The organism is Burkholderia sp. NLJ2, assembly GCF_049487195.1.
GTDB lineage: Bacteria > Pseudomonadota > Gammaproteobacteria > Burkholderiales > Burkholderiaceae > Burkholderia > Burkholderia pyrrocinia.
The window spans coordinates 976,973-991,519 of the sequence record NZ_CP137808.1; the positions used below are offsets into that span (position 1 = coordinate 976,973).

The following is a 14,547-nucleotide window of genomic DNA, read 5'->3' on the forward strand; positions in this document are numbered from 1 at the left end:
GATGTTGCGATCCAAAGCATCGTGGCTGTCACTGAGTGCTTTCCTGTTCGACCTGACGGCGGTTGTCGCCGCATGGTTGTTCGCTTATCTCGTTCGTTTCAATGGCAGTGTTCCGCATGAATTCCTGAGCGGCGCGCTGATGGCGCTGACATGGGCGCTGCCCGTGTACGCGCTGATGTTCCACGGGTTCGGCCTGTATCGCGGATTGTGGGTGTTTGCGAGCCTGCCCGACCTGATGCGCATCTCGAAGGCGGTGGCCGGTGGCGGCGTGATCGTGATGATCGGCGCCGTGATGTTCCAGCCGACGCCGATCATTCCGCGCTCGGTGCTGCTCGTGTCGCCGCTGATGCTGTTCCTGGTGATGGGCGGCGCACGCGCGCTGTATCGCGCGACGAAGGAGTACTACCTGTACGGCGGGCTCGTCGGGAAGGGCAAGCCGGTGCTGGTGCTCGGCGCCGGTACGGCCGGCGCGAGCCTCGCGCGCGAACTGTCGCGCTCCGGCGAATGGCGCCTCGTCGGCCTGCTCGACGACGACGTCACGAAGCAGGGTCGCGAGATCTACGGCTACAAGGTGCTGGGGTCGTTCAACGATCTGAAGCACTGGACCGACGCGATGAAGGTCGAGTACGCGATCATCGCGATTCCGTCCGCGTCGGTCGAGGTGCAGCGGCGCGTCGCGACGCTGTGCGTGCGGGCCGGCGTGAAGGCGATGGTGCTGCCTTCGCTGACCGCGCTGATGCCGGGGCAGGGCTTCCTGTCGCAGGTGCGGAACATCGATCTCGAGGATCTGCTTGGCCGCGACGCCGTGACGATCGACACGCCGCACGTCGAGGCGCTGCTGCGCGGTCGCGTCGTGATGGTGACGGGCGCGGGTGGTTCGATCGGCTCCGAGCTGTGCCGGCAGATCCTGCGTTTCGCGCCGGCGCAGCTTGTCGCGTTCGACCTGTCCGAATACGCGATGTACCGGCTCACCGAGGAACTGCGCGAGCGCTTCCCCGACTTGCCGGTTCTGCCGATCATCGGCGATGCGAAGGATTCGCTGCTGCTCGACCAGGTGATGTCGCGCCACGCGCCGCACATCGTGTTCCATGCGGCCGCCTACAAGCACGTGCCGCTGATGGAGGAGCACAACGCCTGGCAGGCGCTGCGCAACAACGTGCTCGGCACGTATCGCGTGGCCCGCGCGGCGATCCGCCACGACGTGCGTCACTTCGTGCTGATCTCGACCGACAAGGCCGTCAATCCGACCAACGTGATGGGCGCGAGCAAGCGCCTCGCCGAAATGGCCTGCCAGGCGCTGCAGCAGACGAGTGGGCGCACGCAGTTCGAGACCGTGCGCTTCGGCAACGTGCTCGGCAGCGCGGGCAGCGTGATCCCGAAGTTCCAGCAGCAGATCGCGAAGGGCGGCCCGGTGACGGTCACGCATCCGGAGATCACGCGTTTCTTCATGACGATCCCGGAAGCATCGCAGCTCGTGCTGCAGGCGTCGAGCATGGGGCATGGCGGCGAGATCTTCATTCTCGACATGGGCGAACCGGTGAAGATCGTCGATCTCGCGTGCGACCTGATCCGCCTGTACGGTTTCTCGGAAGAACAGATCCGGATCGAGTTCACCGGGCTGCGGCCGGGCGAGAAGCTCTACGAGGAACTGCTCGCGGACGACGAGGCGACGACGCGCACGCCGCACCCGAAACTGCGGATCGCGCGCGCGCGGGAAGTGCCGGACAATTTACTCGACGAGCTGCTGCCGTGGCTGATGCAGCATCGCGTGCTGTCTGATGACGAAGTGCGGCGCGATTTGCGACGCTGGGTGCCCGAGTATCAGACAGCCGCCGTTCCGGCGCTGAAGAGCGTGCGGGTCGCGTCGAACCGCTGACGGCCGTGCGGCCTCCACACGGCGGGCGATCCGGCCCAAAGAAAAGCGCCCCGCGGGGCGCTTTTCTTCATGCCTGGCCGCGAACGGCTCAGCGCCCGTGCCGGTGCTTGCGCACCACCATCCACCTCGGCGCCCTGAACCGCACGATGCTGATGTACAGCCACACGTAGGTCAGCGCGAACAGCACGACGAACACGAACAGGTGCACCGTGTGCCGCCAGAACAGCGTCGCGGGAATCACCGCGACGAGGCACAGCAGCCACAGGTACGGCGACGTCAGCGAATTGCGGCGGGTCAGGTCGTGCGCATGCTTCGTGCCGACGGCCCAGCGCATCAGCCGCTTGTACACGAGCATGTGCAGGTGCACGCCGTCCGGAATGCCGGGCGACATCCCGCGGATGAATTTCTTCCGGTAGATCGAGAAGCAGGTCTCGAAGATCGGGTACATGAACAGCAGCACCGGGTACCACGCGGATACCTCGCGGTTGCGCATCACGAGCAGGATCGCGAGCTCCGCGAGCATGAAGCCGATGAAATACGCGCCGCCGTCGCCGAGGAAGATCAGCCCGGCCGGGAAATTCCACAGGAAAAAGCCGAGCACGGCGCCCATCATGATGATCGACGCGGACATCACGACCGGGTCGCGGACCTGGAACGCCACGTACGCGAGCGACGCGAACATCATGAAGCTGACCATCGACGCAAGCCCGTTGAAGCCGTCGATGATGTTGATCGCATTCGCGAGCGCCGCGACCGCGAGCACCGTGACGAACGCCGAAATGGCGACGTAGCCGAGCAGGAAATCGAGCGGCGGCACGCTGATGCGCTTGACCGCGATGCCCATCACCCCGAACGCGAGCGCGGCCGCGCCCATCGTGCAGAGCAGCCGCGCGCGCGGCGACACGCGCTTGGTCAGGTCCTCGACGAGGCCGGACAGGAATGCCGGCAACCCGCAGGCGGCGATGCCCAGAATGCTGCCGGCGATCGTCGGATAACGCCCGAGCAGGATCAGTGCCGATGCGACGACGCCCGCGAGGATCCCGATGCCCCCGACCCGCGGCACGGGCCGCACGTGGAATTTCTGCACGCCGGCCAGGTCGCTGTCGATCGAGAATTTCTCGTGAAGGTGCGCGTAGCGCACGATGAACAGCGTGACGAGCAGGGAGACGATAAAGCCGGACGCGAAGCTGAGCATGGGATCGCTCGAAAAATGGACAGCGGATTATACAAAACCGCGGGGGTTCCCTTCCTGCCATCGCCAGTGGTCGGCACACATTTCGTCGATGCCGAGCGTCGCGCGCCAGCCGATGATGTCGGCCGCGGCCTGCGGGTTCGCGTAACACTCGGCGATGTCGCCCGGGCGGCGCGCGACGAGCTCGTACGGCACCGGGCGGCCCGACGCCTTCTCGAACGCGCGCACGACTTCCAGCACGCTGTAGCCCTGGCCCGTGCCGAGGTTCACGACGAAGCTCGCGTCGCGCTTCGCCAGCGCGTCGAGCGCGGCGATGTGCCCCTTCGCGAGATCGACGACGTGGATGTAGTCGCGCACGCCCGTGCCGTCCGGCGTCGGGTAGTCGGAACCGAACACGCGCAGCTTTTCCAGCTTGCCGACCGCGACCTGCGCGACATACGGCATCAGGTTGTTCGGGATGCCGGCCGGGTCTTCGCCGATCAGCCCGCTCGCATGCGCGCCGACCGGGTTGAAGTAGCGCAGCGTCGCGATGCGCCACGCCGGGTCCGACACCTCGAGGTCGCGCAGGACCTGCTCGGCGATCAGCTTCGACTGGCCGTACGGGTTCGTCGCGGACAGCGGGAACGATTCGTCGATCGGCGAGCGCTCGGGCACGCCGTACACGGTCGCGGACGAGCTGAACACGAACTGCTTGACGTTGCGCTCGCGCATGACCTTGAGCACGGCGAGCAGGCCGCCGATGTTGTTCTGGTAGTACTCGAGCGGTTTCGCGACCGATTCGCCGACGGCCTTGAGCGCCGCGAAATGGATCGTGCCGGTGATCGGGTGCGCGTCGAACACCTTCGCGAGCGCGGCTTCGTCGCACACGTCGACCTGGTGGAACGCGGGCGTCCTGCCCGTGATCTGCTCGATGCGCCGCACGGATTCGGCCTTGCTGTTGACGAGGTTGTCGACGATCACGACATCGTAGCCGTTGTCGAGCAGCTCGACGGCCGTGTGCGAGCCGATGTAGCCCGCACCGCCGGTAACGAGGATGGTGCCTTTAGCGGTCATGCTGATGCGCTCCTTCAGAGGGTGATGCCTGTCAACGAATGAATGGTCTGCCGGTAACGTTCGACGACCTGCTGCTCGTCGAATTCCGCCGTGACCTTCTGCCGGCCGCGCACGCCCATCGCGTCGCGTCCGGCCGTTCCGAGTTCGATCATGCGGAGCAGTTGCTCCGCGAGGCTCGCGCTGTCGCGCACGCGGCACAGGAAGCCCGTTTCGCCGTCGGCGACGACGTCGCGGCAGCCCGGCACGTCGGTCGCGACGATCGGGCGGCCCATCGCCGAGGCTTCCATCAGCGTGCGCGGCACGCCTTCGCGGTACGACGGCAGCACGACGCAATCGGCGGCCGCGATGTGCGGGCGCACGTCGTGCGCTTCGCCAAGATACTCGACGATGCCTTCGCCGACCCACGCGTCGACATCCGCGCGGCCGATCGCGCTTGGATTGTCGACGCCGAGCGGCCCGAGCAACTGGAAGCGCGCGTTCGGGAAGCGGGCCCGCACGACACGCGCGGCCTCCACGTATTCGCGCACGCCCTTGTCCCACAGCAGCCGGCCGATCAGGATGAAGACGGGCGCGTCGTCGCCGGGCAGCGGCGCGGGCGCGAACTGTTCGAGATCGACGCCTTCGCCGTGCAGCAGCCGTGCGCGGTCGGGATGCGCGAGCAACTGCTCGTCGGTGAAGGTCGCGAGATCGTCGCGGTTCAGGAACCAGACTTCACGCGGGAAGCGGAACGCGAACCGGTATAGCCGTTTCGCGACGCTCGCCGCGCGGCTTTTCTGGATGAAGACGTAACCGAGCCCCGTCGTGACCGCGATCGACGGCACGCGCGCGAGCCACGCGGCGACCGAACCGTAGATGTTCGGCTTGATCGTGTAGTGGAACACGAGATCGGGCTGCAGCGCACGGTAGTGACGCACCAGCGCGGCGAGCGTGCCGAGATCCTCGCGCGGGCTCGTGCCTTTCGACGCGACCGCGAGCGCCACGTAGCGGCAGCCCATCTGCTCGAGCAGCGGCACGGTGCGGTCGTGCGGCGCGATCACGATGACCTCGGCGCCGCGCGCGACGAGCGCACGGATCAGACCCTGGCGGTACGTGTAGATCGCCCAGGCCGTGTTGCAGACGAGCGCGATGCGCAGCGGGGAGGTGGCGGACATGAAAAAAGAAAAAAATAAAGCGTCGAAAATGCCGAAGGGGGCCGGATCCGCGTCAAGCGGACGGCCGCGCGGCGAACAGCGTCTGCTTGATCCGCTGCAGCGTGCGGTACGGCGTCACGAAATGCAGCAGGTTCTTGGCGAGGCCGGCCCAGTCGTACGGGTTCAGCGCGTTGAAGTGGCGCAGCAGCAGCGACAGCGTCGATACCAGCTGGCGCCGGCGTTTGGTCGCGCTGATCCCGCCCTCGTTGAGTTCGTAATAGAGGCCGAGTTCCGGCAGGTTCGCGCAATCGTAGCGTTGCATTAACCGTAAAAAAAGATCGAGATCCTCGGCCGCGCGGTATTTCGCGCGATAGTTGCCGACTTCCAGCACGGCGTCGACGCGCAGCATCACCGACGGATGCACGAGCGGCGAGCGCAGGAAGCGCGTGCGGCGCAGCGTGCGCGGATCGGCGGGCGGCGTCAGCATGAAGCGCGGCTCGCCGGCGCGCGACACGACCTGCGTCCACATGCCGACGCAGGCCACGCGCGGATGGGCACCGAGATACGCGCGCTGTTTCGCGAGGCGCTGCGGCGCGGCGAGATCGCCCGCGTCGATGCGCGCCGCATAACGAAAGCCGCGCGCCGCGAGCGCGTCGATGCCGGCCGCGAGCGCGCGCTCGATACCGCCGTTCTGCGGCATGCGCAGCACCTCGATCGCGAGGCCGGGCAGGTCGGGCGCGACGATCGGCGGCGTGCTGCCGTCGTCGACGATCAGCACGTGCACGGGCGCGTCCTCGCGAAACGAGGCCAGGGTCCGGACGACGTCTTCATGCCCGTTGTAGGCCGGCATCAGCACGGCCACGTCGTCGAGCGGGGGCGGGCAAGCGGGGGACGTCATGTTCGCAGCTTGAAACGGATGTAACAAAGGTTGACGGCGGAGGCGGCCAGGTAGCCGGCCGCCAGCCCGACGAGCGCGCCGTACAGGCCGAGCCGCGGGATCGCGAACAGGTTGACGAGCGCGGCGATCGCCAGCGCGAGCAGCCATTTCGACAGCAACACGAATTTTGCTTGATATTTGAGAACGATAAGATTGCCTATCGCCTCGATGCCGGCCGGCACGGACAGCCAGACGGCCCAGCGGAAGATGTCGACCGATGCCTCGTAGCCGCGGCCGAACACCTTGCCGATGATCAGCGGGGCGGCCGCGTCGAGCACGAGCGCGCCGACTGTCATCAGGCCGGCCGTCATCGCGATCAGCCGGACGATGTTGCGGCGCAGCCGCGCGACGTCCTGCACGCGGTAGACGAATGCGGGCGCGATCGTCTGCGCAAGCATCAGCGCGAGCGTGATCCAGTTCTCGTTGAGCTGCTGCGCGGCCGAGTAGCGGCCGAGATCGGCGAACGACACGTGACGCTCGAGCATCAGGCGGTCGAGCTTCAGGAACAGGTACATGCAGATGAGGCCGAGCCAGAACACGGTGCCGGCCGTCGCAAAGTGCCTGAACAGCGGTTTGTCGAACGTCCAGCCGAGCGCGCCGCCGTTACGATGCCGGTAGTACAGCAGCAGCGCGAAGCCGATCGCGGCGGCCTCGAGCGCCCACAGCCACGCGAAGCGCGCGGGGCCGGCGGCCGCGCGGACCAGCAGCCAGACGAGCAGCGCTTTCGCCAGCGCGGTGATCATGCTGGCGACGAGCTGCGGCTTGCTGTAGGTCAGGCTTTGCAGCCACGCGTTGATCACGCCGACGAACGGCTCGCGGAACACCATCGTGACCGCCAGCCCCGCGAGCATCGCGCCGACCAGCGGATCGAAGGCGCCCGCGGCGATCGCGATCCAGGTCGCGACGAGCGCGGCGGCCGATACGACGATGCGCAGCGCGAACGCGCTGCCGAGCACCGCGCCGAGCTGGGCGGGCGGGCGCTGGACGATGGTCGGAACGAGGATTTCCGCGCCGCACACCCAGGTGAGTGGCGCCAGTACCAGGAGGAGCGTATTCGCATACTGCCATTTGCCGAACACATCCGGCCCGAAATAACGGGCCAGAAGACCGCTGATCGCGATCGCGACGCCGATCTGCGTCAGCCGTTCGAGCCCCAGCCAGACGAGGTTCGCGACGGCCTTCGCGACATCCGGGTTGCCGAAGCGCTTCAGCATGCGCGGCGGCCGCACGCGCGCAGGGCGGCCGGCAGGGCGCCCGGAGGCTGCAGGTTGGCGGCGGCGGGTCGGCTAGGCATTAAAATGGGCGACATGCGCGTCATCAAAACCCGCGATTATAAGTGGGATCGGGGCCGCTCCAGCCGTTCCGTTCCTTGTTTCGCAGGGCCTCCATGTATCATGCGCGGCACCGGCGAGACGCGGCCAGGCAATTTTCCATGCACGCAACTGAGAGAAGAGAATCGATGATCTCCCAATCCATCTTCAAGGCATATGACATTCGTGGCGTAGTCGGCAAGACGCTCGACGTCGACACGGCGCGCGGAATCGGCCGGGCATTCGGCAGCGAAGTGCGCGCCCAGGGCGGCGACGCGGTCGTCGTCGCGCGCGACGGCCGCCTGTCCGGCCCCGAGCTCGTCGGCGCACTCGCCGACGGCCTGCGTGCGGCGGGCGTCGACGTCGTCGACGTCGGCATGGTGCCCACGCCGGTCGGCTATTTCGCGGCGAGCGTGCCGCTTGCGCTGAAGGGCGGCGAGCGCCGCGTCGATTCGTGCATCGTCGTCACGGGCAGCCACAACCCGCCCGACTACAACGGCTTCAAGATGGTGCTGCGCGGCGCCGCGATCTACGGCGAGCAGATCCAGGCGCTGTACCGCCGCATCGTCGACGAGCGCTTCGAGACGGGCAGCGGCACCTACGAGCAGGTCGACGTCGCCGACCAGTACATCGCGCGCATCGTCGGCGACGTGAAGCTCGCGCGGCCGATCAAGCTCGTCGTCGACGCCGGCAACGGCGTCGCGGGCCCGCTCGCGACGCGCCTGTTCAAGGCGCTCGGCTGCGAACTCGTCGAGCGCTTCACCGACATCGACGGCACGTTCCCGAACCATCACCCCGATCCCGCGCACCCGGAAAACCTGCAGGACGTGATCCAGGCGCTGAAGGACACCGATGCCGAACTCGGCTTCGCGTTCGACGGCGACGGCGACCGCCTCGGCGTCGTCACGAAGGACGGCCAGATCATCTATCCGGACCGCCAACTGATGCTGTTCGCGGAAGAAGTGCTGTCGCGCAACCCGGGTGCGCAGATCATCTACGACGTGAAGTGCACGCGTAACCTCGCGCAGTGGGTGAAGTCGAAGGGCGGCGAGCCGCTGATGTGGAAGACGGGCCACTCGCTCGTGAAGGCGAAGCTGCGCGAGACGGGTGCGCCGCTCGCCGGTGAAATGAGCGGCCACGTGTTCTTCAAGGATCGCTGGTACGGCTTCGACGACGGCCTCTACACGGGTGCGCGCCTGCTCGAGATCCTCACGAAGGCGGCCGACCCGAGCGCGCTGCTCAACGGGCTGCCGGATGCGATGAGCACGCCCGAACTGCAGCTCTGGCTCGACGAGGGCGAGAACTTCCGCCTGATCGACAAGCTGCAGAAAGAGGCGAAGTTCGACGGCGCCGAGGAAGTCGTGACGATCGACGGCCTGCGTGTCGAATACCCGGACGGCTTCGGCCTCGCGCGTTCGTCGAACACGACGCCGGTCGTCGTGATGCGTTTCGAGTCGGAGACGCAGGAAGGGCTCAAGCGCATCCAGGAAGACTTCCGCCGCGTGCTGACGGCCGCGAAGCCGGACGTCAAGCTGCCGTTCTGAGCGTCGGCGGCCTGCGGGCCGCTGAAGGCGCGACAGCCAATTCACCGGCCGCGCCATCCCCGAAAAGCGGCGCACGCCAAGGCGTGCGGCCGCTTTTTGTCTGTCTGCTCCCCCGGGCGCGATAAAATCGCTCTTTTCTGTCTGTCGCCGGCTGTCAGCCGGCGTTTTTTCAGCGTGCAAAAGATCCTGATCGTGCGCGTGTCGTCGCTGGGCGACGTCGTGCACAACATGCCGGTGATCGCCGATATCCGGCGCCGCCACCCCGATGCGCAGATCGACTGGCTCGTCGAGGAAAGCTTCGTCGACCTCGTGCGGCTCGTCGACGGCGTGCGCAACGTGCTGCCGTTCTCGCTGCGCCGCTGGCGCAAGAAGCCGTTCTCGGGCGCCACGTGGCGCGAGATCCGCGCATTCCGCCAGCGCCTCGCGGCCGAGCAGTACGACCTCGTGATCGACTGCCAGGGCCTCATCAAGACGGCCTGGGTCGCGAGCTGGGCGCGCGGCCCGCTCGTCGGGCTCGGCAACCGCACCGACGGCGCCGGCTACGAGTGGCCCGTGCGCTTCTTCTACCGCAAGCGCGTGCCGATCGCGCCGCGCACGCATGTTGTCGAGCGGTCGCGGCAACTCGTCGCGGCCGCGCTGGGCGATCCGGCGCCGACGCCGGCCGATCCGGTCGACTTCGGCCTCGACACGCGCGCGGCGGCGCTCGCGGTGGCCGCGCTCGGCCTGAACCTGCCGGTGCCGTATGTGGTGTTCGTCCATGCGACGTCGCGCGCCGACAAGCAATGGCCGGACGCCGCCTGGATCGAGCTCGGCCAGGCGCTCGTGCGGCGCGGCGCGTCGCTCGTGCTGCCGTGGGGCAACGACGCGGAGCGCGCGACGAGCGAGCGGCTCGCGAAAGAGTTCGGCGCGGCGGCGATCGTGCCGCCGAAGCTGTCGCTGCCGGCCGTGGTCGGGCTGATCGACGGCGCGGCCGCGACCGTCGGGGTTGATACAGGTCTGGTTCACATCGCGGCCGCGCTGAAGCGTCCGACGGTCGAACTGTACAATTTTGCGACGGCCTGGCGGACCGGCGGCTACTGGTCGCCGAACGTCGTCAATCTCGGCACGGCGGGGCAACCCCCGTCGATCGCGCAGGTGAAGTCGGCGCTCGCGGGCTTCGGTCTCCTGTAACGCTGTCATACACGCGAACCGATCATGAGCGAATCCCAGATCATCGAAGTCCCGTCCGCCGACTGGAGCGGACACAACCTGTCGGCGCCGCGCGAGCAGTTGCTGGCCGCGGTCGAGGAAGGCAAGGTGCTGTATTTCCCGCACCTGCGCTTCGCGATCGAAGGCGGCGAGGAAGCGCTGCTCGATCCGGCGCTCGCCGATCCGAAACGCAAGAACATCAGCCTCGCGCCGAACGGCGGCGCGCTCGCCGGTGTGCTCGGCGACAGCGTCACGCAGTCGGCCGTGCGCGCGCTCGTCGCGCGCTTCCAGCAGCAGGCCGGTACGCTCGTCGACGGCCTCTTTCCCGAATACCGCGGCAAGCTGCGCGTCGCGCCGACGAGCCTGCGGCTGATGCGGGTCGAGACGCGCCAGACGTCGTGGCGCAAGGACGACAGCCGGCTGCACGTCGATGCGTTCCCGTCGCGGCCGAACTACGGCGAGCGCATCCTGCGCGTGTTCACGAACGTGAACCCGGCCGGCGTGCCGCGCGTGTGGCGTGTCGGCGAGCCGTTCGAAGACGTCGCGAAGCGCTTCCTGCCGCACATCAAGCCGCAATTGCCGGGCGCCGCATGGCTGCTGAACCTGCTGCACGTGACGAAATCGCCGCGCAGCGCGTACGACCACCTGATGCTGAACCTGCACGACAGCATGAAGGCCGATCTCGACTACCAGAAGACGAGCCCGCAGCAGACGATGCCGTTCCCGCCGGGCAGCGTGTGGATATGTTTCTCGGATCAGACTTCGCATGCTGTGATGTCCGGCCAGTTCATGCTCGAGCAGACGTTCTTCCTGCCGGTCGACGCGATGGTCCGCCGCGAATGCGCGCCGCTCGGCATTCTCGAACGCCTGAAGGGCAGGGCGCTGGTTTGAGCGCACACCTGCTTCGACGCAATACGAGGGCCGCCGCATGCTGAGGGCGATCTATCGCGCGCTGTGGTGGCTCGTCGCACCCGCTGCGGTCATCCGGCTCTACGTGCGCTCGCGCAAGGAGCGCGGCTATCGCGAGCACATCGGCGAACGCTTCGGCCGCGTGGCGGGCCGCTCGCGCGACGACCGTGCGCCGTTGATCTGGGTGCATGCGGTATCGGTCGGCGAGACGCGCGCCGCGCAGCCGCTGATCGATGCGCTGATGCGCACGCGCCCCGATGCGCGCATCCTGCTCACGCACATGACGCCGAGCGGCCGCGCGACCGGCGAACAGATCTTCGGCGATCGCGTGCTGCGCTGCTTCCTGCCGTACGACATGCCGGGCGCGGTGCGGCGCTTCCTGCGCGCATGGCGGCCGACGCTCGGCCTCGTGATGGAAACCGAAGTGTGGCCGACGCTGATCGACGAGTGCCGCCGCGCGGACGTGCCGCTCGTGCTGACCAATGCGCGGATGTCCGCGCGTTCGTTCCGGCGCGCGGCGAAGTTCGGCGCGGCGACGCGCGACGTGTTCGGCGGCTTCTCGCGCGTGCTGGCGCAGAGCCCGGCCGATGCGGAGCGGCTGACGTCGCTCGGCGCACGCAACGTGGCCGTGCTCGGCAACCTGAAGTTCGACATGGCGACGCCGCCGGAACTCGCGGCGCGCGGCCATGCGTGGCGCGATGCGATCGGCGCGCGGCCCGTGTGGGTCGCCGCCAGTACGCGCGAGAACGAGGAGGCGCTGGTGCTGCAGGCGTTCGCGGCGATGCGCACGCCCGGAGCGCTGCTGGTGCTGGTGCCGCGTCATCCGCAGCGTTTCGCCGAGGTCGAGGCGCTGGTCGAGCGCAGCGGGCTCACGTGCGTGCGACGCTCGGCGTGGGCTGCCGACGCGGCCGCGCTCGCGGCCGGCCAGCCGGCTGCCGAACCGCTGCCAGGCGACGTGACGGTGCTGCTCGGCGATTCGATGGGCGAACTCGGCGCGTATTACGCGGCCGCCGATATCGCGTTCATCGGCGGCAGCCTGCTGCCGCTCGGCGGGCAGAACCTGATCGAAGCGTGCGCGGTCGGTGTGCCGGTGCTGATGGGGCCGCACGTGTTCAACTTCACGCAGGCGACCGCCGACGCGGTCGCGGCCGGTGCTGCGCTGCAGGTCGAGGATCCGCTCGATCTCGCGCACGTGCTCGACGCGCTGTTCGCCGACAAGGCGCGGCGCATCGCGATGGGCGCGGCCGGCGCGGCGTTCGCGTCGCGTCACCGCGGCGCGACCGCGCGCACGGTCGACGTGCTCGCGGCGCTGCTGCCGCCCGCCGAACGCGGCGAGCGCGCGATGCAGGACGGGCAGGACACTTCCGACAAATAGACGAAGGCGGCGCAATGCCGCCCGGGCACGCGTGGCGGCGTCGTGTGCCGCCGCCGCGTCGCGCACGCTCAGACCGTCAGCAAGCCCTTCTTCTCGATGAACGCGATCACGTCGGCGACGCCTTCGAGCGCCTTCAGGTTCGTCATCACGTAAGGCCGCTCGCCGCGCATCTTCTTCGTGTCGGACGCCATCACGTCGAGGTTCGCGCCGACCAGCGGCGCGAGATCGGTCTTGTTGATCACGAGCAGGTCGGACTTCGTGATGCCGGGGCCGCCCTTGCGCGGAATCTTCTCGCCGCCCGCGACGTCGATCACGTAGATCGTCAGGTCCGACAGTTCGGGGCTGAACGTTGCCGCGAGATTGTCGCCGCCCGATTCGATGAACACGATGTCGGCGTCGGGAAAGCGCGACAGCATCCGGTCGACGGCCTCGAGGTTGATCGACGCATCCTCGCGGATCGCCGTATGCGGGCAGCCGCCCGTCTCGACGCCCATGATGCGTTCCTCGGGCAGCGCGCCCGCCACCGTCAGCAGCCGCTGGTCTTCCTTCGTATAGATGTCGTTGGTGATCGCGACGAGGTCGTACTTGTCGCGCATCGCCTTGCACAGCATTTCGAGCAGCGTGGTCTTGCCGGAGCCTACGGGGCCGCCGATGCCGACGCGCAGCGGCGGCAGTTTCTTCGTGCGGCGGGCGGAGGAGGAAGCAGGTGCGTTCATGGCGGGTAGCGTCGTGTTCAGGAGCGGAACAACCGCGAGTACTGGGTTTCGTGCCGCGCGGACAGGATGCCCAGCTGCGGCGCGAACGTGTTGACGGCATCGGGCGGCGTCGCGAGCGCGCGGCGTACGGCCGCGTCGATCGCGCAGCGCAGCGCGACGATGATGCGTTGCCCGGCGAGCTGGCCGAGCGGCACGGCCTTCAGCGCGGCGGACGTCTGGTTCTCGACCCAGCCGAACGCGTACGCGGCGAGCGTCGCGTCGGCGCTGGCGTCGTGCGCGGCAGCCGCGTACGCGAATGCGGTCGGCAGCGCGACCGGCGACATCGACGCGAGCGTCGCGCGGCGCGCGGCATCGCCCCATTCGAGCGACGCGCAGAGCTGCGCGAGCGACCAGCCCATCTGTTCGGTCTCGCGGCGCAGTTCCGCCGATTCGCGGCTCGCGACGAACCACGCGTTCTCCGTGGCGAGCGCGTGCGCGTCATGCGCATGCCAGCGTGCGAGCTGGTGCGCGAGGAACGGCAACTCGCCGTGCGCGAGCACGTCGGTCAGGCCGCTCGCGATCCAGTCGCGCGCGGAATCGGCGTCGTGGATCAGGTTCGCGTCGAGCGCGGCTTCGAGGCCCTGCGAATAGCTGTACGCGCCGATCGGCAGTGCCGGCGATGCGAGGTGCAGCAGCGCGACGAGTTCAGTGGTGGTCATGGCCGTGGCCGTGCGTGCATCCGGGACCATGCTGATGATCGTGATCGTGATCGTGATCGTGATCGTGATCGTGATCGTGCGAATGAGAATGCGAATGCCCGTGGTGTTCGCCGAACACCTGCTGCGCGAGCGCGTAGTCCTCGGCGAACGTTGCGTCGTGCCCGTGCTTGTGGCCGCCGCCGTACGCGCCGGCTTCTGGCTGGAACGGCGCGCTCGTCTCCTCGACCTGCGTGCCGAGCCGGCGCAGCATGTCCGCGAGCACCGGATCGGCTTCGAGCTTCAGGTAGCCGTCTCCAATCTCGACCGGCGTGTGACGGTTGCCGAGGTGGTATGCGGCGCGCATCAGCGTGAGCGGATCGGCCGCGCGCACGAGCAGCACGGTCTCGGGCGCCGCGGCGACGCGCACGAGCGCACCGTCGTCGGCGACGAGCACGTCGCCGTCGCGCAGTACGGTGCCGCGCGGCAGCAGGACCGCGACGTCCTCGCCGGTGTCGAGCGTCGCCGCGAGGCGGCTCTTGCAGCGGGCGTCATAGGCGAGCGTGAGCGTCGGTGCGCGCGCGACGAGCGACGCGGCGAGTTTCACGTTCGGGGCAATGCGTTTGTCGAGGGTGCGCATGAG

General features: G+C 68.2%; 13 protein-coding genes. 5 read left to right on the top strand and 8 right to left on the bottom strand.

Going from position 1 to position 14,547, the window contains the following annotated elements; genetic code table 11:
- Position 1 precedes the first annotated feature (1 nt).
- Entirely contained in the window at positions 2 to 1,876 is a 1,875-nt protein-coding gene (locus tag R9B84_RS04435) for a polysaccharide biosynthesis protein (protein ID WP_423759362.1), read from the top strand.
- Between the two features lie 88 nt (positions 1,877 to 1,964).
- Here the strand turns inward: R9B84_RS04435 and R9B84_RS04440 are convergent, their stop codons facing one another.
- From R9B84_RS04440 to R9B84_RS04460, 5 genes are read right to left on the bottom strand one after another with little or no spacing between them, the layout of a single operon-like run.
- The gene (locus tag R9B84_RS04440; RefSeq protein WP_423759363.1) at positions 1,965 to 3,071 is read right to left on the bottom strand and encodes an MraY family glycosyltransferase; all 1,107 of its coding nucleotides are present in this window, start codon (positions 3,069 to 3,071) and stop codon (positions 1,965 to 1,967) included.
- A gap of 27 nt (positions 3,072 to 3,098) precedes the next feature.
- Positions 3,099 to 4,121 (bottom strand): UDP-glucose 4-epimerase GalE, encoded by a 1,023-nt coding sequence (gene galE, locus R9B84_RS04445; protein ID WP_423759364.1) that lies wholly within the window; start codon positions 4,119 to 4,121, stop codon positions 3,099 to 3,101.
- A 14-nt stretch (positions 4,122 to 4,135) separates the two neighbouring features.
- On the bottom strand, positions 4,136 to 5,272 hold the full coding sequence (locus tag R9B84_RS04450; RefSeq protein ID WP_423759365.1) for a glycosyltransferase family 4 protein: 1,137 nt from the start codon (positions 5,270 to 5,272) through the stop codon (positions 4,136 to 4,138).
- A 52-nt stretch (positions 5,273 to 5,324) separates the two neighbouring features.
- Positions 5,325 to 6,149 (bottom strand): glycosyltransferase, encoded by an 825-nt coding sequence (locus R9B84_RS04455; protein WP_423759366.1) that lies wholly within the window; start codon positions 6,147 to 6,149, stop codon positions 5,325 to 5,327.
- Positions 6,146 to 7,402, bottom strand: coding sequence for a lipopolysaccharide biosynthesis protein (locus tag R9B84_RS04460; protein WP_423759367.1), 1,257 nt, complete (start codon positions 7,400 to 7,402; stop codon positions 6,146 to 6,148). Before R9B84_RS04460 ends, R9B84_RS04455 begins: the two co-directional genes overlap by 4 nt.
- 245 nt (positions 7,403 to 7,647) lie before the next feature.
- On the opposite strand from R9B84_RS04460, the gene R9B84_RS04465 reads away from it, so the two are divergent.
- The 4 genes from R9B84_RS04465 to waaA all read left to right on the top strand — a co-directional run bounded on the left by R9B84_RS04465 (position 7,648) and on the right by waaA (position 12,514).
- On the top strand, positions 7,648 to 9,042 hold the full coding sequence (locus R9B84_RS04465; RefSeq protein WP_423759368.1) for a phosphomannomutase/phosphoglucomutase: 1,395 nt from the start codon (positions 7,648 to 7,650) through the stop codon (positions 9,040 to 9,042).
- Positions 9,043 to 9,216: 174 nt separating this feature from the next.
- On the top strand, positions 9,217 to 10,212 hold the full coding sequence (waaC, locus tag R9B84_RS04470) for a lipopolysaccharide heptosyltransferase I (protein WP_423759369.1): 996 nt from the start codon (positions 9,217 to 9,219) through the stop codon (positions 10,210 to 10,212).
- Between the two features lie 24 nt (positions 10,213 to 10,236).
- Positions 10,237 to 11,121 (top strand): Kdo hydroxylase family protein, encoded by an 885-nt coding sequence (locus R9B84_RS04475; RefSeq protein ID WP_047899995.1) that lies wholly within the window; start codon positions 10,237 to 10,239, stop codon positions 11,119 to 11,121.
- A 37-nt stretch (positions 11,122 to 11,158) separates the two neighbouring features.
- Entirely contained in the window at positions 11,159 to 12,514 is a 1,356-nt protein-coding gene (gene waaA / locus R9B84_RS04480; protein WP_423759370.1) for a lipid IV(A) 3-deoxy-D-manno-octulosonic acid transferase, read from the top strand.
- A 68-nt stretch (positions 12,515 to 12,582) separates the two neighbouring features.
- On the opposite strand, the gene ureG is transcribed toward waaA, so the two are convergent.
- The 3 genes from ureG to ureE are packed head-to-tail and all read right to left on the bottom strand — an operon-like array spanning position 12,583 to position 14,544.
- Positions 12,583 to 13,230, bottom strand: a complete 648-nt coding sequence (ureG, locus tag R9B84_RS04485; RefSeq protein ID WP_423759371.1) for an urease accessory protein UreG — start codon at positions 13,228 to 13,230, stop codon at positions 12,583 to 12,585.
- A gap of 17 nt (positions 13,231 to 13,247) precedes the next feature.
- Positions 13,248 to 13,928 carry an urease accessory protein UreF gene (locus R9B84_RS04490; protein WP_423759372.1) on the bottom strand — a complete coding sequence of 227 codons (681 nt, stop codon included), beginning with the start codon at positions 13,926 to 13,928 and terminating at the stop codon, positions 13,248 to 13,250.
- On the bottom strand, positions 13,915 to 14,544 hold the full coding sequence (gene ureE / locus R9B84_RS04495; RefSeq protein WP_423759373.1) for an urease accessory protein UreE: 630 nt from the start codon (positions 14,542 to 14,544) through the stop codon (positions 13,915 to 13,917). The genes R9B84_RS04490 and ureE overlap by 14 nt, the downstream gene beginning before the upstream one ends.
- Positions 14,545 to 14,547 lie beyond the last annotated feature (3 nt).